We start from the raw sequence: 21,410 nt of genomic DNA, 5'->3' as shown, positions 1-21,410 counted from the left end.
GCTACCGTGGTGCTCATGAGTACCCGCAATGATCGCGAACGGTTTGGCTTCCTGGTCAACCCGGACCTGACCTACCGCCGCATTATCTTCAACGCCGACAACGCCAACCAGTTCCTCGGCCCAGTCGTCCACGAGACGGTGCACGTCGCCTTCGTGCAGCAGGGCAACCAGTTCGATGCCATCTACTCCCCCGAGGCCCGCGACAACCGCGCGCTGCCGAACCCGCTCGCGTCCATGGCGCTGAACACCGCGGCGACCGAGAACCCGGACTTCCTCACCGACCCGGCCTCCGCCATCTCCGGCCCGGTGATCTTCCTGGCCCGGGAGGGCAAGAGCATTGACGACGATATCGTGGAGCAGATCAAGCAGGCCATCCGTGCGGTGCGCCACTTCCGCGAGGACAACCCGGAGGAGTTTCAGCTCTGGCAGAACGCCGTGCTGAACATGGGCTCCCCCCAGGAGTAACTACTCGCTGAAGCTGAACACCTTCCCGCCGCCCTCGCCGACGGCCGTCGAACCGCTGACGGTCACGGCGGGGGCGTCGAGCATATCTGAGAGGAAATCGGCCACCCACTGCACCAGCTCCATGTCGCGCAGGTTCGGGCTGTTGAGGGCTTTGGACTCGCGGGGCATCGGCACCTGAAGCGTCTTCGCCGCGGCGCGGAAGGTCGCACCCGGGTAGAGGCGCTTCAGGCGCACCTGCTTCGAGTCCGGCAGCTCTACCGGGTGGAACTTGATGCGGGTGCCTTGGGAGAGCACGTCGGCCACGCCGACCGCGCGGGCTTGGTGGCGCAGGCGGGCCACCGCCATGAGGAACTCAACCTCGCGCGGCAGCGGGCCGAAGCGGTCCACCATCTCGTCGGCGACCTTCTGCAGGTCTTCCTCGCTGCGCGCCTCGGCGAGCTTGCGGTAGACCTCCAAGCGCAGCCGCTCCGCCCCGATGTAGGCCTCGGGAATGTGGGCGTCGACGGGCAGGTCGATGCGGATTTCCTTCGGGGCTTGATCGGTGGCGTCGACAAGCGTGCCCTGCATGAGCGCCTTGTAGGTCTCCACTGCCTCGCCGACGAGGCGCACGTACATGTCGAAGCCCACGCCCGCGATGTGGCCCGACTGCTCCGCGCCCAGCACGTTGCCGGCGCCGCGCATCTCGAGATCCTTCTGAGCGACGGCGATGCCGGCGCCGAGGTCGTTGTTCTGGGCGATCGTGGCGAGGCGGTCGTAGCTCGTCTCGGTGAGCGTCTTGTCCTTCGGGTACAGGAAGTATGCGTAGGCGCGCTCGCGGGATCGGCCCACGCGGCCGCGCAGCTGGTGCAGTTGGCTGAGGCCCATGTTCTGGGCGTTCTCCACGATGAGCGTGTTCGCGTTCGCGATGTCCAGTCCGGTCTCCACAATTGTGGTGCACACCAGCACGTCGTACTCGCGGTCCCAGAAGCCCTGCACCGTCTGCTCGAGCACCTGCTCGCTCATCTGGCCGTGCGCTACCACCACGCGCGCCTCCGGCACCATCTCGCGCAGCTGGCGCGCAGTTTTCTCAATGTCGGAGACCTTGTTGTGGATGTAGAACACCTGGCCGTCGCGCAAAAGCTCGCGGCGGATCGCGGCGGCGACCTGCTTCTCCTCGAACGGGCCGACGTACGTCAGCACCGGGTGGCGGTCCTCGGGCGGGGTGGTAATCGAGGTCATCTCGCGGATGCCCGTCAGACTCATCTCGAGGGTGCGCGGGATCGGCGTCGCGGTCATAGTGAGCACGTCGACGTGGCTCTTCAGCGCCTTGATGTGCTCCTTGTGCTCCACGCCGAAACGCTGCTCCTCATCCACCACGATGAGGCCGAGATTCTTCCACTGCACGCCAGTCGCCAGCAGCCGGTGGGTGCCAATCACGACGTCGACGGAGCCATCCGCGAGCCCTGTGATGATCTCCTTGGAATCCTTCGCCGTCGTGAAGCGGGAAAGCTCCTTGACGGTCACCCCGAAGCCGTCCATGCGCTCGGAGAACGTCGAAAAGTGCTGTTGCGCAAGAAGCGTGGTCGGCACGAGCACCGCGACCTGTTTGCCGTCCTGGACCGCCTTGAACGCGGCGCGCACCGCGACCTCGGTCTTGCCGAAGCCCACGTCACCCACGATCACGCGGTCCATCGGCACCGGCTTCTCCATGTCCTCCTTGACCGCCTCGATGGCGGCGAGCTGGTCCTCCGTCTCCACGAACGGGAACGCGTCCTCCATCTCGTGCTGCCACGGCGTGTCCGGGGCGAACGCGTGGCCCGGCGCGGCCTGCCGCTTCGCGTACAGCTCGACGAGCTCGCCGGCGATCTCGCGCACCGCGGCGCGGGCCTTGCGCTTGGTGTTCTTCCAGTCGCTGCCGCCCATTTTGCTTAACGACGGCTGCTCCCCACCCGTGTACTTCGACAGCAAGTCCAGCGATTCCATGGGGACCCAGAGCTGGTCGCCGGGCTGGCCGCGCTTCGCGGGCTGGTACTCGAGCACGATGTATTCGCGGCGCGAATCCGCGATGGTGCGCTCGGCCATCTTCACGAACTTGCCGATGCCGTGCGTCTCGTGCACGACGTAATCGCCCGGCGTGAGCGCCAGCGGGTCGACGCGGTTGCGGCGGCGCGGGGCGCGGCGCTTCGCGCCCGCGATGTCGCCGACGCGGTTGCCGGTCACGTCTGTTTCGGTGACCACCACGAGGTTCGGGCCGCCGAAGACGATGCCGCCGTGGGACAGCGCCTGGTAGAGGGTGACCGCGCCCTCGACGGGCTCGAGACCCGGGGTGGCGATGCGCGCCGAGATGCCGTGCTCGCGCAGGCGCTCCGCGGTGCGCTCGATCGTGCCCTTCGCCGGCGCGACGAACGCGACCTTGCCGTGGTTGCGCTGCACGTGCAGTTTGAGCGTGGCATAAAGCTGCTCGATCGCCGTCGGCTCGCCCTTCGGGGCTGGGGCGGCATCGAACTCGAGGGGCAGCGTCTCGGCGTCGTCGGCGACGAACATGCCCGGGGGCGCGAACGTCCACCAGGCGTTGCCGGCCTTGCGCGCCGAAACCTCGAGCGATTCGTAGGAGCGGTACGACGACGCGGATACGTCGAGGCCCTCCACTGCAACCGGCCCCTCTGCGCCCATCGCGGCGGCCTCCCAGCCGGCCTCGAGGAACTCGCGGTCGGTGGCCTGCAGATCCTCGATACGGGCGCGCACCTTCTCCGGCGCGGTGACCAGCACGACCGAGCCCTTGGGCATGAGCTCCGGCAGGACGGACCAGGGCGCGTCGGTGAGCGCAGGCAGCAGCGCCTCTTCGCCGTCGACGTGGATCCTGTCTGCAACCCGGCTGAGCAGGCTTGTCAGCGTCGGGTTGGTGGGGTACGTGCGGGCGAGCTCGTCGGCGCGGGCGGCGACAGAATCGTCGATAAGCAATTGCCGCGCGGGGTACAGCTCCACCTCGGCGATGTCCTCGATGGTGCGCTGGTCGGCGACCGCGAAGGTGCGGATGTCGGTGACTTCGTCGCCCCAGAACTCGATGCGCACGGGGTTGTTCGCGGTCGTCGGGAAGACGTCGACGATGCCGCCGCGGGTGGCGAACTCGCCGCGCTTGGCCACCATGTCCACGTGCTCGTAGGCGAAGTGCTCGATGCGGCGCACCAGCGCCTCGAAATCGTGCTCCTCGTCGAGGGCGACCATGATCGGCTCCACCGCGGGCAGCGACGGCTGGCACACGGCGCGCGCCGGCGCGACGATGACGCGCGGCAGCTCCCACAGCACCTTCGCGCGGCGGCCCACCACGTCCGCCGCCGGCGAGAGGCGCTCGTGCGGCAGCGTCTCAATCGCGGGGAAGTGCCCGACGTTGTCTTCTCCCACAATGGCGCACAACTCCGCGGCGAGGTCCTCCGCCTCGTGGCTCGTCGGGGTGACCAGCACCAGCGGCGTCTCGCGCGCGATCGTGCCCGCGACCCACGCGCGCGCCTGATCAATGGAGGTGATGTGCAGCGAATCGTCGCCGATGCGGGCGCGCAGGCCTGAAAGCTTCGGGTCCGCCTGCGCCGTAGTCAGCAAACCTGCGAGTGCCGGGAGTTCGGGGGTGGGTGTGGTCATGCGTCCTTCTCGGTGTCGTTGTCGTCGTCCGCCTCGCCGATGTGCGGCAGCGCCTCGAGGCCGCGCAGGCCGTTCCAGCACAGGTTAGCGATGTGCCGCGCCGCCGACGCCTTATCCGGGGTGCGCACGTCCAGCCACCACAGCGCAGTGTTGGACACGGTGCCGACGAGGGCTTGACCGTACAGCGTGGCCGCGTCCCCATCCAACCCGCGGTGGCGAAATGCCTGCGCCAGCAGATAGGACACCTGCGCCGTGACCATGTTCAGGATCGTGGAATAGGTGCGCTCCTCCCCCGGCAGCTGCCCGTGCGCCAGGATGATGAACCCGTCCGTCTCTTCCTCCACGTAGGTGAGCAGGGCATACACGGCCTGCTCGATGCGGTCGCGCCAGCGCCCGTCCTTGACCACGTCGAAGATCGCGTCGTGCAGCAGCTCCATCTCGCGCTCCACCACGGCGCGGTAAAGGCCTTCCTTGCCCCCGAAGTGCTCGTACACCACCGGTTTGGACACGCCTGCCCGATTGGCGATCTCCTCGACGGTGGTGCCCTCATAGCCGCGCTCGGCAAACGCGGCGCGCCCGATGAGGATGAGTTGGTCGCGGCGCTGCTTGCCGGTCATACGTTGACGAGCCATACCCAGTACATTACGTGCGACCAGAGGGCTGCTTTGGGTTCCCCGGGCCATAGGTTAAACTTCATCACTGTCTTTCCCCATGGTGTAATTGGCAACACTACGGTTTTTGGTACCGTCATTCATGGTTCGAGTCCATGTGGGGAAGCTTTTTGCACCCCTTTTGCATGAAAAATCACTAGCGTGGTAAGTGCCACCGCACCGCATTTTCAGTGAAAGGACCACGCCCGTGACCACCGCAGTTCCGAACCCGAACCAGAACCCGAACGAGCCCGCCGACGAGACCCACGCCGCCGAACCCGCCCAGACCACCGGCGGTGCCGGCAAGGGCTGGCTCTGGTGGGTCGGCCTCCTCCTCGCCGCGATCCTGCTCTTCTTCGGCTTCCGCTCCTGCAGCGGCGGCGATCAGGAGCAGCCCACCTCCCCGACCGCCGAGGTGACGGCAACCGCGGGCGAGACCGCCGCAACCACCGCCAACTAGTGGCCGCCGAGCCGGGGTTCCTGCCCCGGCTCTACCACCACAAACTGCCCCATCATGCCCTGATCCTCGTGGAAGAGCATGTGGCAGTGGAACATGTACGCCAGCGTCGGGTCCGGGTAATACCCGAACTCCACGAGCAGCGACACCGTAGCCAGCGGCGGGATGGAGATCGTGTCGTGCCACCCGTCCGCAAACGCGATGGCCCCGTCTTTCACCTCCGCGACCTGGAAGCGCGCGTTGTGGATGTGGAAGTTGTGGGGCCAATCGTCATTCTCGTTGGTCACGTGCCACAGCTCGCGGCCCGCGTGGTCGACCACGATGTCCACGCGGTGCATGTCCATCGACTGCTCGTTGATTTGGAACCCGTTCAGGCGCAGCTCGCGCTCCGCGACGGGGCCGTCGAGCGTATCGACGGCAGCACTGAGGCCCTCCGGCAGCGGGGCCGGGTCCGCGCCGTCGGCAGGCGCTGCGATCTCCAGCAGGTCGAAGGTGTCCTCGAAACCGAAGCCCTGCGCCGCCTCCTTGGGCAAGCCGCCGCGGCGCGGAATGCCGGTGCTGCGCAGCATGAGCTGCGCGCCGGGCGCGAGATCCACGATGATCTCGGCGCGCTCGCCGGGGCTGAGCAGGATTTCGTCGACCTCCACCGGCGCGGACAGCAGACTCTGGTCGGTGGCGATGACGTGGAAGGGCACGCCGAGTGAGAGGTTGTGGAAGCGCATCGTCGCGCCGTTAACCAGCCGCAAGCGCAGCCGGCGGGTCGTTGCCTCAAAGCGGGGCTGGGTGATGCCGTTGACCAGCGGCGTGTCGCCGAGCAGCCCGTAGGTGGGGTCGATGGTCTCGTCGAGGTGGCCGTCCGCGGTGAACTTCGCGTCGGTGATGATGACGGGGATGTCGTCCACGCCGTATTCCTGGGGCAGCCCGAGCGCGTCGGACTCGTCGTCCGCGATGACGATGCCGCCGGCGAGACCGCGGTACGCGTGCAGCGCGGAGACCTCGTGCGGGTGCGGGTGGTACCAGCAGGTCGCCGCTGGCTGGTCGACATCCCAGGCGGGCTCCCAGGTCTCGCCGGGGTCGAAGGTGAGCGCCGGGCCGCCATCCGCGGCGGCGGGCAGGTGCAGGCCGTGCCAGTGCACCACCGTCGGCTCGTCCACCCCGTTGTGCACCCGCATCTCGATGCGTTCGCCGCGGCGCATGTACAAGGTGGGGCCGAGCCACGCGCCGTTGAATCCCCAGGTCGGCGTCATGGTGCCTGGCTGGATTTCGTACTCGCCGGACTGCGCGGTGAGTTCGAATCGGCGCGTCGTGCCGTCGAGCTCGCCCTCGTCCAGCGGCGGGATGGGCAGGGCGCGGGCCTGGTCGAAGGAGCGCGTCGGCGCCGCGCAGCCGGCGAGTACCGCCGCGGCGGTGAGCACTGCTCCCTTCACGAATGTCCGCCTACTGAACGCCGCCACCTCGAACCTCCTGCTAAGCCAATGCTTATCCCGTTGTTGATTTGTGGTCGACCCTACTATCCAGAACCATGCGCAACGAGGAAGCGAACGCCCGCCGGTTCATCTGGTCGAACGGCCTGCAGAACATCGGCGACCAGATTGTGGCGCCGAAAACCGTGCTGCCGTGGCTGTTCAGCGCCGCCGGCGTCCCAGCCATCTTCACCTCCTTCCTCGTCCCCATCCGCGAGGCCGGTTCGATGCTTCCCCAGGCCGCGCTCACGCCGTGGGTCACCTCCCACGCCTCGCGCAAGCGCATGTGGCTCATCGGCTCCTGGGGGCAGGCCGCAGCCGCCGCGGGCATCGCCGTGAGCGCCCTGCTTCTCGACGGCATCGTGCTCGGCCTCGCCGTCCTCATCCTCCTCGCAGTGTTGGCCGTCTTCCGCGCGCTGTGCTCGATTGCGGGCAAGGACGTCCAGGGCCGGACCATCTCGAAGAGCCACCGCGGCGACATCACCGGCCGCGCCACCGCGCTCGCCGGTGCGTTCACCCTGGCGATCGGCCTCGCACTGACCTTCTTGCCCAACGAGCTGCCGCAGTGGGCGTCGGCAGCGCTGCTCGCCGGCGGCGCGTCCACGTGGGCGTTCGCATCCCTGGTGTTTAGCGGCATCGAGGAGCCGGAGGCGGACGTGGACAAGGACCACGACGGCACCAGCCTGCGCGACATGTGGGCGCTGGTGAAGAGCGACCGGGACCTGCAGCGCTTCCTCCTCGTGCGCTCGCTGATGCTGGTCACCGCGTTGTCCACCCCGTTCATCGTCGTGCTGGCCAGCCAAGAGGGCGCGGACCTGACCGGGCTGGGCGCCTTCATCATCGCCTCCGGCGGCGCGTCCTTGCTGGGTGGGCGGATTTCGGGGCTGTGGTCTGACCGATCGTCGAAAAGCACCATGGCCTGGGCCGCGGGTGTCGCCTCGACGGTGCTGGTCCTTCTGGTGCTCAGCGCGCGGCTCGCCCCGGAGGGCGTGAACGCGTGGGTGATGCCGCTCGGGTTCTTCCTGGTCAACCTCGCGCACACCGCCGGGCGCGTGAGCCGCAAGACCTACCTGGTGGACATGGCGGAGGGCGATCGCCGCACCGTCATCACCGGCGCCTCGAACACCGTCATGGGTGTGGTGCTGCTGGTGGTCGGCGCCGTATCGTCGCTGGTCTCCGTGCTCGGCCCGCAGGCCGCGCTCATCTTCCTCGCCGCGATCGGTTTCGCCGGCGTGGTGGGCGCGGCACGCCTGAAGGACGTCTCGGCTGACGCTTCTTAAGCGTTATGCTTGGGCCCATGCCTACACACGCTGAACGCGCCGTCGTCGTGCTTGCGGCGGGCGCCGGAACCCGCATGAAGTCGGACCGCCAGAAGACGCTCCACGAGATCGGCGGCCGCAGCCTGCTGTCCCACTCGCTGCACGCCGCGGCCGGGGTTCACCCGAACTACCTCGTGGCTGTGGTGGGCCACCAGCGCGACCAGGTCTCCCCCGCCGTAGACACGATTGCGGAGGAAATGCAGGTCACCATCCTGCAGGCCGTGCAGGAGGAGCAGAACGGCACCGGCCACGCCGTGCAGATCGGCTTGACCGCGATTCCGGAGTTCCAGGGCACCGTGGTGGTCACCAATGCCGACGTGCCGCTGCTGCAACCGGAGACGATTCAGGCGCTCGTCGATACGCACGAGCGCGAGGACGCCGCGGTGACGGTGCTCTCCCTCGAATTCTCCAACCCCACCGGCTACGGCCGCATTATCCGCGACGCGGACGGCAACGTGCTCGAGATCGTCGAGGAAAAGGACGCGAGCGAGGAGCAGCGCCGCGTGCGCGAGGTCAACTCCGGCGTCTTCGCTTTCGACGGCGCCGTGCTGCGCGACGCGCTGACACGCATCACCACGGACAACGCCCAGGGCGAGCTCTACATCACCGACGTGCTGGGCATCGCGCGTGCCGACGGCAAGAAGGTCGCCGCCTTCACCGCCCCCGACGCGCGCGAGTTGGCCGGCGTCAACGACCGCGTGCAGCTCGCCGCTGCCGGCAAGGAACTTAACCGCCGCCTCGTGGAGCGCGCGATGCGCGCCGGCGCCACCGTCATCGACCCGGACACCACCTGGATCGGCGTCGAGGTAGAGATCGGCCGCGACGTGGTCATCCACCCGAACACCCAGCTGTGGGGTTCCACCGTGATCGGCGACGGCGCCGTGATCGGCCCGGACACCACGCTGACCGACATGGAGGTCGGCCCGCGCGCGAGCGTTGTGCGCACCCAAGGCGAGCTCGGCGTGATCGGCGAGGATGCCACCGTCGGCCCCTTCACCTACATCCGCCCCGGCACGGAGCTCGGCGCACGCGGCAAGCTCGGCGGCTTCGTCGAGTCCAAGAACGCGAAGATCGGCGCGGACTCCAAGGTCCCGCACCTCACTTACGTCGGCGATGCCACCATCGGCGTGGGCACCAACATCGGCGCCTCCAGCGTGTTCGCGAACTACGACGGTGTGAAGAAGCACCACACCGTCATCGGCGATCACTGCCGCACCGGCTCGGACACTATGTTCGTCGCCCCCGTGACCGTGGGTGATGGCGCGTACACCGGCGCGGGTACAGTGGTGGTCAATGATGTTCCGCCGGGAGCGCTCGCAATCAAGGAGGGCCGCCAGCGCAACATTGAAGGCTGGGTGGAGGCTAACCGCCCCGGCACCGACGCGGCCGAAGCCGCGAAACACGCACGAGAAAGTTAGGACATGACTGGTTACTCGACGGAAAGCCACAAGGATCTCAAGGTCTTCTCGGGCCGCGCCCACCCGGCGCTCGCGGAGGCGGTTGCGCAGGAGCTCGGCATCGAGCTGGTGCCGACGACGGCGCGCGACTTCGCCAACGGCGAGATCTTCATCCGCTTCGAGGAGTCCGTCCGCGGCTCCGACTGCTTTGTCATGCAGTCCCACGCCCAGCCGCTGAACAAATGGCTGGTTGAGCAGCTGATCATGATCGACGCGCTCAAGCGCGGCTCCGCGAAGCGCATCACGGCGATCCTCCCCTTCTACCCGTACGCCCGCCAGGATAAGAAGCACCGCGGCCGCGAGCCGATTTCCGCCCGCCTCATCGCGGACCTGCTCACCGCGGCCGGCGCGGACCGCATTGTGTCCGTGGACCTGCACACCGACCAAATCCAGGGCTTCTTCGACGGCCCGGTCGACCACATGCACGCGATGCCGATCCTGGTGGATTACATCAAGTCCAAGTACCCGCTGGACAACCTCGTGGTGGTCTCCCCGGATGCCGGCCGCGTGAAGTCCGCCGAGAAGTGGGCGAACTCGCTGGGTGACGCCCCGATGGCGTTCGTGCACAAGACCCGCGACATCGACGCGGCCAACAAGGTCGTGTCCAACCGCGTCGTCGGCGAGGTCGAGGGCAAGGACTGCATCCTCATGGACGACATGATCGACACCGGCGGCACCATCTCCGGCGCCGTCGGCGTGCTCAAGGAGGCGGGCGCCAAGTCCGTCGTCATCGCCTGCACCCACGGCGTGTTCTCCGACCCTGCGCGCGAGCGCCTGAGCGACTGCGGCGCCGAGGAAGTCATCACCACCGACACCCTGCCGCAGAACACCGAGGGCTGGAAGAACCTCACCGTGCTCTCCATCGCTCCGCTGTTGGCCAAGACGATCCGCGAGATCTTCGAGAACGGTTCTGTAACCACGCTGTTTGAGGGCCAGGCGTAGCGCCTACGATGGGGCGCATGATTCGCCCCGACCTCGACCAGCTCCCCGCCTACGTGCCCGGCGCGCGCAACGAGCGCGCCGTGAAGCTCTCCTCCAACGAATCCGCGGAGGCCCCGCTGCCCACCGTCACCCAAGCGATGGCCGACGCTTTGAGCGGCGTCAACCGCTATCCGGACATGGGCGCGAGCGAGCTTCGCGCCGCGCTCGCAGAGCATCTTGGTGTCACGGTCGAGCAGGTCGCCGTCGGCACCGGCTCCTCGGCCCTGTGCCAGCAGCTAGTGACCGCCGCGGCCGGCCCCAGAGACGAAGTCGTGTTCCCTTGGCGCTCCTTCGAGGCCTACCCCATCTTCACCCGCATCGCCGGCGCCACCCCGGTCCCGGTCCCGCTCACCGCGGAGCACCGCCTCGACCTGGATGCCATGGCCGCCGCGATCACGGAGCGCACCCGCGTCGTCTTCGTCTGCAATCCGAACAACCCCACCGGCACCACCATCACCGCCGCCGAGTGGGAAGCGTTCATCTCACAGGTCCCCGCTGACGTGCTCGTCGCCCTCGACGAGGCGTACTTCGAGTACAACCAGGCGGAGGACACGCCCGTCGCCACGCAGGAGATCACCCGCTACCCCAACGTCGTGGGTTTGCGCACTTTCTCCAAGGCGTACGGCCTCGCCGGCGCGCGCGTGGGGTACGCGTTCGGGCCCGAACCGATCATCGCGGCGCTGAACAAGGTCGCCGTACCGTTCTCGGTCAGCTCCGTCGCCCAGGCGGGCGCGCTCGCGTCGCTCGAACTCGCCGATGCCCTCGCCGAGCGCGTCGCCGCCACCCGCACCCAGCGGGACCGCCTTGAGCGCTACTTCGATTCCCCGCACTCCGAGGCGAACTTCGTGTGGGTGCCGGCAGACGCCCTCCCTGTTACCCCGCAGGAGTTCGCGGCCAAGCTCGCGGACGCCGACCTCCTCGTGCGCGCCTTCGACGAAGGCATCCGCATCACCGTCACCGACGCGGCCGAGGCCGACGCCTGCATCGCGGCATGGGAGCAGGTGCGATGAAAACGACGATCGGCGAATTCCTCATCGACCGCCTCAAGGCCATCGGGATCACCGAGATCATCGGCGTGCCGGGCGATTTCAACCTGAGCTGGCTCGAGCAGATCGAGGCCGCGGACGGCATCCGCTTCGTCGGCGCCTGCAACGAGCTCAACGCCGCCTACGCCGCCGACGGCTACGCCCGCCAGCGCGGCGTCGGCGCCTTGCTCACTACCTACGGCGTTGGCGAGCTTTCGGCGATCAACGGCATCGCTGGCTCGCGCGCGGAGCACGTGCCCGTCGTCTCCATCGCCGGCGCACCCCCGCAGTACGCCACCGAGTACCGCTGGAACCTGCACCACTCGCTGGCCAACGGCGATTACACCAACATGCTCGACGCGATCCGCCCGTTCACCGAGGTGGCCACGCGCATCTTCCCCATGAACGCCGTCGAGGAAATAGACCGGGCGCTGCGCGCCTGCCTGCGCGAGAAACGCCCGGTGCACATCCAGATCCCCTCCGACATCACCCACCTCGAGATCGAGGCGCCCCCGTTCGATGCGGAACTGCCGGGCAGCGATAGCGAGCGTCGGCAAGCTGCGGTGCGCAAGATCCTCAACCTGTTCGAGGCGGCCGAGGACCCCATCCTGCTCCTCGACCAGGACGCGGACCGGCACGGCTTCCTGCCGCTCCTGCGCGAGTTCGGCATCCCGTATGCGCACATGGCCTCGGGCAAGGCGCTTCTCGACGAACGCCACCCCCTATGCCTCGGCACCTACAACGGCGAGGCGTCGAGCCCCGGCGTGCGCGAGCGCGTGGAGGCGTCCGACCTGCTCATCACCTTCAACCCGCGCTTCATCGAGGCGAACTCCGGCAGCTTCACCCACAACCTGCCGGAAGAGCACGTGGTGAACATCGGCGACCAGCACATCAGCATGGACGGCGAATTCTACGTGGGCATCAACTCGCTCGAAGTCCTCGCAGATGTGGCGGCGGCGTTGCCGGAGCGAGGAAGCGTCGGCACGCGGTACAGCCCCGGGCCCTTCGAACCGGACGCGGACGCGCCGCTGACGCAGGCCCGGCTGTGGCCGCAGATCGGCGAGTTCATCCGTGAGGGCGACGTGGTGATCGCGGAGGCCGGCACGTCGAACATCGGCCTCGGCCCGATCCGCATGCCGGACGGGGTGCAGTACATCAACTCCCCGATTTGGGGCTCGATCGGCTTCACGCTGCCGGCGCTCCTCGGCAGCCAGATGGCGGCGCCGGAGCGCAGGCACCTGCTGTTCATCGGCGACGGCTCGTTCCAGCTCACCGCCCAGGAGCTCTCCACCATCCTGCGCGAGGGCCTCAAACCCATCATTTTTCTGGTGAACAACCGCGGCTACACCATCGAGCGCTACATCCTGGGTATGGAGCGCGAATACAACGACGTGGCGAACTGGCGCTACGCCGACCTCGTCGAGGTGTTTAGCCCCGGCTCCTCCATGCGCACCTACCAGGCGCGCACCGAGGGCGAGCTCGCGCAGGTGCTTGCCGACGTCGACGGCGCAGCCTTCATCGAACTGCACCTCGACCCCTTCGACGCGCCCGCCGGCCTCAAGGCCTTCGGGCCCGCGACGGCCGAGTTCGATTTCGGCCCGCGCGGGCCCCGCAACCCCTAGTTTTTGGTGTACGGGTCCCGGACACCGATCATCTGCACCTCGGTGTATTCGAGCATGCCGTCGCGGGAGCCCTCGCGGCCCATGCCCGACGCCTTCACGCCGCCGAACGGCACCGACGCGTCCGACACCACGCCCGAGTTGAAGCCGAGCAGGCCGAACTCCAGGTTGTCCGAGGCGCGCCACAGCATGTCCGGGTCCTCGGAGAACACGTACGAGGCGAGGCCGTACTCGGTGTCGTTCGCCATCTCCCACGCCTCCTCTTCGGTGGCGAAGGTGAAGATCGGCGCGATGGGGCCAAAGATTTCCTCGGTGAACACGCGCGCGTCGCGGGAGGCGCCGCGGATCACCGTCGGCTCGAAGAAGTTGCCGGGCCCGTCGATGCGCTTGCCGCCGGTGAGGATCTCGCCGCCCTTCGCCACCGCGTCCGCGACCAACTCCTCCATGCGGTCGACGGCGCTGGGTTCGACGAGCGGGCCGACCTCGACACCGTCGTCAAGCCCGTTGCCCACCTTCATCGCGCTGACCGCGGCGGCGAACTTCTCAGCGAACTCGTCGACGACCGACTCGTGCACCAAGATCCGGTTCGCGGCGGTGCAGGCCTCGCCGATGTTGCGCATCTTGGCCGCCTTCACGCCCTCGACAGCGAGGTCGATGTCAGCGTCGGCGAACACGATTGCCGGGGCGTTGCCGCCGAGCTCCAGCGAAATGCGCAGAATGTGCTCCGCGGCCTGCTCCATCAGCGTGGAGCCTACCGGGGTCGAGCCGGTGAACGACACCTTGCGGCAGCGCGGGTCCGACATGATCGGGCCCGAGACGTCGGAGGCGGACTTCGCGGAGACGATGTTGATGACGCCGTCCGGCACTCCTGCCTCCACCATCGTCTGCACGAAGTATTGCATGGTCAGCGGGGTGAGCTTCGCAGGCTTGATCACCACCGTGTTGCCCGCGGCGAGCGCCGGGGCGATCTTGCGGGTGGCCATGGAGAGCGGGAAGTTCCACGGGGTAATCAGCAGGCACGGCCCGACCGGCTTGCGAACGGTGAGCATGCGGTTCGGCTTCGCCGGGTAGTGGTTGGTGTCGCCGTAGAAGTGGTTCGCTTCCTCGGAGAACCAGAGGAGGTAATCGGCGCCGTAATCCACCTCGCCCTTTGCCTCGGTAAGGGACTTGCCCATCTCCAGCGTCATCAGCGCGGCGAATTCGTCCTTGCGCTCCTTGACCAAGTCGTAGCCCTTGCGCAGGATCTCGGCGCGGGTGCGCGGGGCAGTGCGCTCCCACTCGCGGCGGGCGGCGTGCGCGGCGTCGAGCGCGCGAATCGCGTCGTCCTTCGTGCCGGAAGCCATCTCGACGAGCAGTTCCCCGGTCGCCGGGTTGTGCACTTCGTACGTCTCGCCTGCGGCACCGTCGACCCACTCACCGCCGATGAAGAGGCGCTTTTCTACCTTGTCCAAGAGTTGCTGCGTATTCATTCTTCCGTTCTACCAGCGCTCGCGCGCATAATGTTTTGCATGACTACGAGTACGCCGCAAGAACGGCGCCGCGTAATTGCCGCGACCACCATCGGCACCGCCATCGAGTGGTACGACTTCTTCCTCTACGCCGCCACCGCGGGTCTCGTCTTCAAGACGGTGATGTTCGCGCCGCTCGGCTCCGCCTCCGCGACCATCGTCAGCTTCCTCACCGTCGGCCTGTCCTTCCTGTTCCGCCCGCTCGGCGCCGTGCTCGCCGGGCACTTCGCCGACAGGATCGGCCGCCGCACGGTGCTCATGATCACCCTGTTTTCCATGGGTTTGGCCACGACGCTCATCGGCCTGTTACCCACCCACGCGCAGATCGGCTGGCTCGCTCCGGCCGCGCTGGTGTTCCTCCGCATCGTCCAGGGCATCTCGGCCGGCGGCGAGTGGGGGTCGGCTGTGCTCATGTCGGTGGAGCATGCGCCCGTCGATAAGCGTGGGCTCTACGGTGCCGGGCCTCAAGTGGGCGCGCCCGCCGGTCTGCTGCTGTCTTCCGGCGCGCTGGCGCTGATGAACATGATCGCGCCCGGCGATGCCTTCATGGAATGGGGCTGGCGCGTACCGTTCCTGTTCTCCTTCGTGCTCATGCTGCTGGGCTGGTGGATCCGCACGGGTGTCGACGAATCCCCCGTCTACGCCGAGATGGCGCGGGACCGCTCCCACGAGGTGGCCAGCCCGATCGGCGTGCTGTTCGGCCGCTACTTCCCGCTGGTGCTCGCCGCCGCGCTCGCGTTCGCGGCGAACAACGCGGTTGGCTACATGACGACGGGCGGCTACGTGCAGAACTACGTGACCAACCCGGACGGGCTCGCCATCCCGCGGGGCGACATCCTGTGGGCTGTGACCGCCTCCGCCGCGGTGTGGATGCTCAGCACCGCGTTCGCCGGCTGGCTGTCGGACTATGTGGGCCGCACCCGCACGCTCACGCTCGGCTTCATCGTGCAGGCGGCCGGCGTGCTCATGCTCTTCCCGCTGGTTAACACCGGCGAGCTGAGCAAGATCTACTTTGCGCTGATCTTCCTGTCCCTCGGCCTCGGCCTGTCCTACGGCCAGATCGCGGCGCTCTACGCGGAGTTCTTCCCCGCGTCCGTGCGCGCTTCGGGTGCGTCGATCAGCTACGCCCTCGGCGCGATCCTCGGCGGCGCTTTCGCCCCGACGATTGCTGCGAGCCTCTACGAGGCGACGGGCAGCACCCGCGCCATCACGATTTACCTCCTCATCATGACGGCGATCGGCCTCGTCGTGTCGCTCACGCTGCGCGAGCGCAAGGGCATCCCGCTCGGCTACGAACACGAGTCTGCGCAGGCAACGGGGCATTTTGTGTGGCAGCCCCGCGCTGGTAGTCTGTAGCGGTCTCGGCGAGGGCCCTGGTTTTGGGCCGTTATCGGCGCGATTTTTGCATCACAGACTTGTGTATTTTCAGGCCTGCGATCACTCGACGAGCACATGAACCGTTAAGTGGTCGCAGGCTTTCGTCGTAAAGCGCGCGGCCCTTCCCAAGCAAGAAGGAGACCATCATGGCAACCACCCCTCCGGTCATTAAGGCTGAGAAGCGCGAAGAGTTCGGCAAGGGTTCCGCCCGCCGCCTGCGCCGCGACGGCAAGATCCCGGGCGTTCTGTACGAATCCGGTGTCGAGAACGTCCACTTCGCCGTGGACCGCATCGAGATGACCGCGCTCGTGCGTAACGACGGCACCAACGCCATCCTGGAGCTCGAGGTTGAGGGCAACAAGCTCCTCTCCATGGTCAAGAACATCGACCAGAACGTGCTCACCCTCGAGATCGACCACATCGACCTCCTGGGCATCAAGCGCGGCGAGAAGGTCACCGTGTCCGTCCCGGTTGTCACCGAGGGCGAGGCTGCGCAGGACGCTGTGGTTCTGCAGGAGGCTACCGAGCTCGAGATCGAGGTCGACGCACTGCAGATTCCGGACGAGATCACCGTGTCCATCGAGGGCAAGGAGATCGGCGACCAGATCTTCGCTTCCGACATCACCCTGCCGGCCGGCGCAGAGCTGCTCTCCGACCCGGAGACCCTGCTGGTCAACGTCACCTTCGAGCAGGTTGACGAGGAGCTCGAGGCTGCCGCGGCTGAGGCTGAGGAAGGCGGCGCTGAGGCTGGCGCAGACGCCGACGAGACCGTCGAGGTCGCTGACGGCGGCGAGGGCGACGAGGGCGCTTCCGAGTAAGCGCTAGCATGGGGAGCCATGTCTGACTCCCCCGCCCTGATCGTCGGCCTGGGCAACCCCGGGCCGCAGTATGAGGCCACACGGCACAACGCCGGCATCGCGGTGGTTGAGGAAATCCTCGAACGCGCCACCCCGATGCCGGCGCAGCTGTCTGTGCACAAGCGCACCAACACCGAGGTCGCGGAGCTCGCCGGGGGAAGGCTCGTGCCTGGGCGGCAGGTGGTGGTGGCGCGCACCCGGGCGTTCATGAATCTGTCCGGCGGGCCGGTGAAGGCGCTCATGGACTACTTTCGCGTGAAACCAGCCGACCTGTATGTGGTGTACGACGAGCTAGATCTGGGCCTCGGCGAGATGAAGCTGCGCGTTGGCGGCGGGGACCACGGGCATAACGGGTTGAAGTCGGTGACCAAGGCGGTCGGCGGGGCGCCGTACAACAAGATGGCCGTGGGGATCGGGCGGCCGCCGGGGCGGATGGCGCCCGCGGACTACGTGTTGAAGCCGTTTTCAGCGAAAGAACGCATCGAGGTTGCGATCGCCGCCGCGGATGCCGCCGACGAACTGTTGCGGGCGATTGGCGGTTAGGCCGCGCTGCCAGGCCGGTACAGCAGGCGGAGCAGACTTTCCTCCAGTGCCGTGTACTGGCCTTCGATATAGATATGGGTGTCGGCGAAGTCCGGGTACGCGGGTTCTGAGAAATCCGGCTCTTCCTGGATCGGCGGAACCTCCGGCAGCACGGCCTTGACCGGGAATTCCATGCCGTATTCCTTTTCAAGGTCCGCGATGCGGGCGTCGGCACGCTCGAGGTCGAGATCCTTGTCAAAATCGTCGAGGATCGCGTGGCCCTTTGCGTGGAATTCTGCGGAAAGGGCGCGGTTGCGGCGGGCTCCTTCGAGGCTGGTGCGCCAGCGGGGGCATGTCGGGGTGACTTGCTCGCCGAGGATGCCCTCGGGCGTGACGATTTCGTAGGTGCCGTCGGCGAAAAGCCACACAATATCGCCCGTTTCCGGGTCCGGCACATAGAACGCACGACGATCGGTCTTCACATTATGGTGCCGCGCACACAAGGCGAAGAGGTTCGAGACGGTCGTCGGCCTGCCTTCGTCAAACGGGATGCGGTGATCGAGTTGGCAACTGGCGGCGGCGCGTTCACAGCCAGGGAAAATGCAGGTTCCGTCGCGGGCGATGACGGCATTGCGCATCGCAGGGGTTGGTTTATACGCCTCGGTGGTCTGCTCCGCGGCGGTGTCGAGGTCGACGATCTTGGGTTCTACGTTTTCGAGCCATTCATCGAGCGCCACGGTGTCGGCCGGGCCTGTCCACCCGAACCCGGGCAGGTAGGCGGGCTCGCCGGGTTTGCGGTCGCGGGGCGCGAAGATGTTGAACACCGCGCGTGACGACGGCGCAATTTCACCGGTCAACAGCTTCACGGCGGCGTCGGCCATGGAGATGCCGTGCTCGCGGGCTGTTGCCACCAAGTGGTGCTTGATGCGGAAGGCGTTGACGGTGTTGGTCAGCAGCTGCACCATGCCGGTCTCGGTGCCGCCAGCCATGGCAGTTTCGACGGTGACTTTGTCGGCCACCTCGCCGGTGCGTTCCTTGCGGCGCTTCGGGTCGTAGGAACGTGAAGGATCGAGGCGCTTAATGATGTCGCGCATCCGCTTCGTCACCGTTGCGCGGTGGGGCATTTCCTGGTCGACGCGCTTGGGGGTGAAGGTGCGCACGAGCATGGCGTCGAACTCTTCGAGCGCTTCGGGGGTGACGTCGGGGCCGAGCTCGTTGAGCACATCGTCGATGGCGCACAGGTGGCTGTAATCCAGCAATTTCGTCTCAGCCTGCAGTTCTCGCAGGCCCGGTAGCTGCTGGAGGCGCGCGTGGGCGAAAATGCCGTGCTCGATGAAACCCTTGCCCCAGCGGGTTGCGGCGATGAGGCGGGTGACTTCCACCTCCATATCGACGACCTGGGTGCCAGGTTCGGCGTAGCGGGAGAACGCCAACCAGTGCGCCTCGCGCGCGGCTTGGCCAGCGGCGCACTCGATATCGCCGGGGCGCTGCGTGCGGAAGTACGGCGCTGGCTTCACTGCGGTGGTCATGTTCTCCCCCTCTCCGTTAACACAAAGTCTATAGAATACGTCTTCGACACGCAAGAGTTTTGCCAGATATTTTTAGTATAAATTAGTTCTTATGTGCGATGCAGTTGCGCTACGCCCCCGCTCCGGCACCGCACAACAATAACGGCCCCCTCCTGCAAGCGCCCGTGCGATTCGAACAGGGTTGCTACCCTTGGAACGCATGAGACTCGCAACACTTCGCACTGAAACCGGCACTACGGCCGCCCGCATGACCAGCGACGCAACGGCGATCGCGCTTGATTATCCGGACGTCGGCACGCTGCTTGCGCAGGACGGGTGGGAGGAGCTCGCGCTTGCCGACGGCGCAGTGCTTAACCCCGAGAAAGATCATTTCGCGCCGGTCATTCTGCGGCCCGGCAAGATCATCTGCGTCGGGCTGAATTACGCGAAGCACATCGACGAGATGGGGCACGAGAGGCCCGACGTGCCGACGCTGTTCATCAAATTCCCCGAGGCGCTCATCGGGGCGTACGACGACGTGGAGGTGCCGACGTTCAACGCGGAGACGCTGGACTTTGAGGGCGAGCTGGCTGTGATCGTCGGCAAGCGGGCGCGGCACGTGCAGGAGGCGCACGCGGCGGAGTACATCGCGGGCTACGCGGTGATCAACGACTACACGCAGCGCGAATACCAGAAGCGCACGCAGCAGTGGCACCAGGGCAAGTCGCTGGAGAAGACGGCTGGGTTCGGGCCTTGGCTGGACACGGAGTGGCGGCCGGGGCCGGCGATTACGACGACGCTCGAAGGCACCGTCATGCAGCACTCCCCCACCGACGACTTGGTGTTTAGCCCCGCGAAGTTGATCGAGTTCATCTCGCACATCTACCCGTTGGAGCCGGGCGACGTGATTGCGACGGGCACGCCGGACGGCGTCGGGCACGCGCGCGACCCGAAGCGCTACATCCAGAACGGCGAGGCGGTGCGCGTGGAGATCGAGGGTCTCGGCGCTATCGAGAACACAACGCGCGTTCAATCTCGCTAGCCGGCGCTTCCATGAGTTCTCCGCGGTTCGCGCCGACGAGGCAGTAATCGTTTCCCGAGGTCATCGGCCGCACATACGGGTACGCCGGCGGCAGATCCGGGTGCGCGCGCGTGAACTCGGTTTCGATGCCGCGCGCGTAGCGGCCGGAAAATGCCCTGCTCAGCACGTCGGGGCGCGCGCTGCGCAACAACACGCGGTTCCGCTCGGAAGTCCCGGCCTCGTCGGCGAGCAGGAAGGCAGTCCCGCACGCGATGCTCTCCGCACCCAGAGCAAGGAGCTTGTCGACGTCCGATTTCGTCCTCACCCCGCCCGCCGCGATCACCGGTTTCCCGAGCGGGACTATCGCGACCAGCAGGTCCTCGAGGCTCTCCGCGCCGGGTTCGTCGTGCTGGTCCCAGGTGCCGCGGTGCCCGCCGGCGAGAGGGCCTTGGACGATGAGGCCGTCGACACCGCGGGCGACGGCGGTTTCGGCTTCTGCAACGCTGGTCACGGTCGCCCACGCCTCGGAGCCGGCATCGTGAAGCTCTGCGATCTGCGCTTGCGTGAAGCAGCCGAACGTGGAGGACACGATGGCTGGGGCGGCCTCGAGGACGAGCGCGAACTTTTCGTCGAAGCCGGAGGTCACGTCAACTTCCGGAACGCTGGTGTTGAGCTGGGCGGCGAGGGAATGGACGTCGGCAAGCGAAGGCTCCGGCTGCGGCAGGAAGAGGTTTGCGCCGAACGGGGCGCGGCAGGCGGCCAGCCACTCGCGGGCGTCGGCGGCGGAGCAGGTGCCGAGCGCGAGGAAGCCGAAGGTGACGGCGTTGACGAGCGCGGGCGTGGTGGGGCCGCCGGCCATGGGTGCGGCGACGATGCGGGGCAGATCCATGGGTACATTATGGGGCGTGTTCGGATTCTTGCGGCGGCGCAGGCCCCAGACGATCGAGGCGGAGTGGCTGGTGGTGGGCCTCGGCAACCCCGGCGCGAAGTACGAGGCCACCAGGCACAATGTGGGCTACATGGTGGTCGACGAGCTGCTGGATGGTGTGCCGCTTGAACCGGTGCGCGGCGTGCCGGTGCGGGTCGCGGTGCGAGATGGCGTGGCCTACGCGCGGTCGACGACGTACATGAACACGTCCGGCGAGGCGGTGGCGCCGCTGGGGATCGCGCCCGAGCGGATCATCGTGGTGCACGATGAGCTGGACCTACCGCCGGGGAAAGTGCGTGTGAAGCTCGGCGGGAACGAGAACGGCCACAACGGGCTGAAGTCGCTGACGGAGCACCTGGGCACGCGCGATTACGTGCGGGTACGCGTAGGCATCGGGCGGCCGCCGCAGGGTGTCGCGGTGCCGGATTGGGTGCTAGCACCGATTGGCGGGGAGGAGAACGTTGCCCTCGCGGCCGAGGCGGTGCAGCTCATCGTGGGAAAGGGCCTCCCCCAGGCCCAGAACGTGATCCACGCAGCGCGCTAGCGCAGCTGCAGTTCCAAGTCGCCGAGCATTTTGTCCAGCGCGGGGTGCTGGCCGAAACGGCCCTCGCGGACGGAACCCAGGAATACACCGATAA

18 protein-coding genes are annotated in these 21,410 nt (G+C 67.2%); 12 read left to right on the top strand and 6 right to left on the bottom strand.

Annotation, left to right across the window (positions count from 1 at the left end; translation table 11 throughout):
* Positions 1 to 15: 15 nt before the first annotated feature.
* Entirely contained in the window at positions 16 to 465 is a 450-nt protein-coding gene (locus tag M5J20_RS05955; protein WP_253577527.1) for a hypothetical protein, read from the top strand.
* Here the strand turns inward: M5J20_RS05955 and mfd are convergent, their stop codons facing one another.
* Positions 466 to 4,080: a transcription-repair coupling factor gene (gene mfd, locus M5J20_RS05950; protein ID WP_253577525.1), complete on the bottom strand. Its 3,615-nt coding sequence runs from the start codon at positions 4,078 to 4,080 to the stop codon at positions 466 to 468. It abuts the gene before it with no gap.
* Positions 4,077 to 4,712 carry a TetR/AcrR family transcriptional regulator gene (locus tag M5J20_RS05945; protein ID WP_253577523.1) on the bottom strand — a complete coding sequence of 212 codons (636 nt, stop codon included), beginning with the start codon at positions 4,710 to 4,712 and terminating at the stop codon, positions 4,077 to 4,079. Before M5J20_RS05945 ends, mfd begins: the two co-directional genes overlap by 4 nt.
* A 226-nt stretch (positions 4,713 to 4,938) precedes the next feature.
* Here M5J20_RS05945 and M5J20_RS05940 point away from each other — a divergent pair, with 226 nt between their 5' ends.
* Positions 4,939 to 5,190 (top strand): hypothetical protein, encoded by a 252-nt coding sequence (locus tag M5J20_RS05940; RefSeq protein WP_253577521.1) that lies wholly within the window; start codon positions 4,939 to 4,941, stop codon positions 5,188 to 5,190.
* On the opposite strand, the gene M5J20_RS05935 is transcribed toward M5J20_RS05940, so the two are convergent.
* The gene (locus M5J20_RS05935) at positions 5,187 to 6,614 is read right to left on the bottom strand and encodes a multicopper oxidase family protein (protein ID WP_253577519.1); all 1,428 of its coding nucleotides are present in this window, start codon (positions 6,612 to 6,614) and stop codon (positions 5,187 to 5,189) included. The two genes, M5J20_RS05940 and M5J20_RS05935, sit on opposite strands and share 4 nt — an antisense overlap.
* Positions 6,615 to 6,709: 95 nt before the next feature.
* Here M5J20_RS05935 and M5J20_RS05930 point away from each other — a divergent pair, with 95 nt between their 5' ends.
* From M5J20_RS05930 to M5J20_RS05910, 5 genes are read left to right on the top strand one after another with little or no spacing between them, the layout of a single operon-like run.
* Positions 6,710 to 7,930, top strand: a complete 1,221-nt coding sequence (locus M5J20_RS05930) for an MFS transporter (protein ID WP_253577517.1) — start codon at positions 6,710 to 6,712, stop codon at positions 7,928 to 7,930.
* 17 nt (positions 7,931 to 7,947) lie between these two features.
* Positions 7,948 to 9,387: a bifunctional UDP-N-acetylglucosamine diphosphorylase/glucosamine-1-phosphate N-acetyltransferase GlmU gene (gene glmU / locus M5J20_RS05925; protein ID WP_253577515.1), complete on the top strand. Its 1,440-nt coding sequence runs from the start codon at positions 7,948 to 7,950 to the stop codon at positions 9,385 to 9,387.
* A 3-nt stretch (positions 9,388 to 9,390) separates the two neighbouring features.
* Entirely contained in the window at positions 9,391 to 10,368 is a 978-nt protein-coding gene (locus M5J20_RS05920; protein WP_253577512.1) for a ribose-phosphate diphosphokinase, read from the top strand.
* Positions 10,369 to 10,385: 17 nt separating this feature from the next.
* On the top strand, positions 10,386 to 11,417 hold the full coding sequence (locus tag M5J20_RS05915) for a histidinol-phosphate transaminase (protein ID WP_253577510.1): 1,032 nt from the start codon (positions 10,386 to 10,388) through the stop codon (positions 11,415 to 11,417).
* Positions 11,414 to 13,054: an alpha-keto acid decarboxylase family protein gene (locus M5J20_RS05910; protein WP_253577508.1), complete on the top strand. Its 1,641-nt coding sequence runs from the start codon at positions 11,414 to 11,416 to the stop codon at positions 13,052 to 13,054. Before M5J20_RS05915 ends, M5J20_RS05910 begins: the two co-directional genes overlap by 4 nt.
* Here M5J20_RS05910 and M5J20_RS05905 read toward each other — a convergent pair.
* Complete coding sequence (locus M5J20_RS05905; RefSeq protein WP_253577506.1) at positions 13,051 to 14,520, bottom strand: NAD-dependent succinate-semialdehyde dehydrogenase; 1,470 nt, start codon at positions 14,518 to 14,520, stop codon at positions 13,051 to 13,053. The two genes, M5J20_RS05910 and M5J20_RS05905, sit on opposite strands and share 4 nt — an antisense overlap.
* Positions 14,521 to 14,559: 39 nt before the next feature.
* On the opposite strand from M5J20_RS05905, the gene M5J20_RS05900 reads away from it, so the two are divergent.
* The 3 genes from M5J20_RS05900 to pth (M5J20_RS05890) all read left to right on the top strand — a co-directional run bounded on the left by M5J20_RS05900 (position 14,560) and on the right by pth (M5J20_RS05890) (position 17,336).
* Entirely contained in the window at positions 14,560 to 15,915 is a 1,356-nt protein-coding gene (locus M5J20_RS05900) for an MFS transporter (protein WP_253577504.1), read from the top strand.
* A 167-nt stretch (positions 15,916 to 16,082) separates the two neighbouring features.
* Positions 16,083 to 16,754, top strand: a complete 672-nt coding sequence (locus M5J20_RS05895; RefSeq protein ID WP_253577502.1) for a 50S ribosomal protein L25/general stress protein Ctc — start codon at positions 16,083 to 16,085, stop codon at positions 16,752 to 16,754.
* A gap of 18 nt (positions 16,755 to 16,772) precedes the next feature.
* Positions 16,773 to 17,336 (top strand): aminoacyl-tRNA hydrolase, encoded by a 564-nt coding sequence (pth, locus tag M5J20_RS05890; RefSeq protein ID WP_253577500.1) that lies wholly within the window; start codon positions 16,773 to 16,775, stop codon positions 17,334 to 17,336.
* On the opposite strand, the gene M5J20_RS05885 is transcribed toward pth (M5J20_RS05890), so the two are convergent.
* Complete coding sequence (locus tag M5J20_RS05885) at positions 17,333 to 18,844, bottom strand: HNH endonuclease signature motif containing protein (RefSeq protein ID WP_253577497.1); 1,512 nt, start codon at positions 18,842 to 18,844, stop codon at positions 17,333 to 17,335. The two genes, pth (M5J20_RS05890) and M5J20_RS05885, sit on opposite strands and share 4 nt — an antisense overlap.
* Positions 18,845 to 19,043: 199 nt before the next feature.
* Here M5J20_RS05885 and M5J20_RS05880 point away from each other — a divergent pair, with 199 nt between their 5' ends.
* Entirely contained in the window at positions 19,044 to 19,865 is an 822-nt protein-coding gene (locus M5J20_RS05880; RefSeq protein WP_253577494.1) for a fumarylacetoacetate hydrolase family protein, read from the top strand.
* Here the strand turns inward: M5J20_RS05880 and M5J20_RS05875 are convergent.
* Positions 19,831 to 20,733: an NAD(P)H-dependent flavin oxidoreductase gene (locus tag M5J20_RS05875; protein ID WP_253577491.1), complete on the bottom strand. Its 903-nt coding sequence runs from the start codon at positions 20,731 to 20,733 to the stop codon at positions 19,831 to 19,833. The genes M5J20_RS05880 and M5J20_RS05875 overlap by 35 nt on opposite strands.
* On the opposite strand from M5J20_RS05875, the gene pth (M5J20_RS05870) reads away from it, so the two are divergent.
* Positions 20,732 to 21,316, top strand: coding sequence for an aminoacyl-tRNA hydrolase (gene pth / locus M5J20_RS05870; RefSeq protein ID WP_437177622.1), 585 nt, complete (start codon positions 20,732 to 20,734; stop codon positions 21,314 to 21,316). The two genes, M5J20_RS05875 and pth (M5J20_RS05870), sit on opposite strands and share 2 nt — an antisense overlap.
* The last annotated feature ends 94 nt before the right edge of the window (positions 21,317 to 21,410 follow it).

It is taken from the genome of Corynebacterium stercoris (assembly GCF_024160105.1).
In the GTDB taxonomy this organism is placed as follows: Bacteria; Actinomycetota; Actinomycetes; order Mycobacteriales; family Mycobacteriaceae; genus Corynebacterium; species Corynebacterium stercoris.
The sequence above is the reverse complement of the archived record's forward strand: the minus strand, read 5'-3'. Positions and strand labels throughout refer to the sequence as shown.

What these genes read in the sequence shown, in the direction of transcription:
- M5J20_RS05955 (WP_253577527.1), top strand. Translation starts at nt 16, where the DNA reads ATGAGTACCCGCAATGATCGCGAACGGTTTGGCTTCCTGGTCAACCCG.
- mfd (WP_253577525.1), bottom strand. Translation starts at nt 4,080, where the DNA reads ATGACCACACCCACCCCCGAACTCCCGGCACTCGCAGGTTTGCTGACT.
- M5J20_RS05945 (WP_253577523.1), bottom strand. Translation starts at nt 4,712, where the DNA reads ATGGCTCGTCAACGTATGACCGGCAAGCAGCGCCGCGACCAACTCATC.
- M5J20_RS05930 (WP_253577517.1), top strand. Translation starts at nt 6,710, where the DNA reads ATGCGCAACGAGGAAGCGAACGCCCGCCGGTTCATCTGGTCGAACGGC.
- glmU (WP_253577515.1), top strand. Translation starts at nt 7,948, where the DNA reads ATGCCTACACACGCTGAACGCGCCGTCGTCGTGCTTGCGGCGGGCGCC.
- M5J20_RS05920 (WP_253577512.1), top strand. Translation starts at nt 9,391, where the DNA reads ATGACTGGTTACTCGACGGAAAGCCACAAGGATCTCAAGGTCTTCTCG.
- M5J20_RS05915 (WP_253577510.1), top strand. Translation starts at nt 10,386, where the DNA reads ATGATTCGCCCCGACCTCGACCAGCTCCCCGCCTACGTGCCCGGCGCG.
- M5J20_RS05910 (WP_253577508.1), top strand. Translation starts at nt 11,414, where the DNA reads ATGAAAACGACGATCGGCGAATTCCTCATCGACCGCCTCAAGGCCATC.
- M5J20_RS05905 (WP_253577506.1), bottom strand. Translation starts at nt 14,520, where the DNA reads ATGAATACGCAGCAACTCTTGGACAAGGTAGAAAAGCGCCTCTTCATC.
- M5J20_RS05900 (WP_253577504.1), top strand. Translation starts at nt 14,560, where the DNA reads ATGACTACGAGTACGCCGCAAGAACGGCGCCGCGTAATTGCCGCGACC.
- M5J20_RS05895 (WP_253577502.1), top strand. Translation starts at nt 16,083, where the DNA reads ATGGCAACCACCCCTCCGGTCATTAAGGCTGAGAAGCGCGAAGAGTTC.
- pth (WP_253577500.1), top strand. Translation starts at nt 16,773, where the DNA reads ATGTCTGACTCCCCCGCCCTGATCGTCGGCCTGGGCAACCCCGGGCCG.
- M5J20_RS05885 (WP_253577497.1), bottom strand. Translation starts at nt 18,844, where the DNA reads ATGACCACCGCAGTGAAGCCAGCGCCGTACTTCCGCACGCAGCGCCCC.
- M5J20_RS05880 (WP_253577494.1), top strand. Translation starts at nt 19,044, where the DNA reads ATGAGACTCGCAACACTTCGCACTGAAACCGGCACTACGGCCGCCCGC.
- pth (WP_437177622.1), top strand. Translation starts at nt 20,732, where the DNA reads ATGGGTACATTATGGGGCGTGTTCGGATTCTTGCGGCGGCGCAGGCCC.
- M5J20_RS05875 (WP_253577491.1), bottom strand. Translation starts at nt 20,733, where the DNA reads ATGGATCTGCCCCGCATCGTCGCCGCACCCATGGCCGGCGGCCCCACC.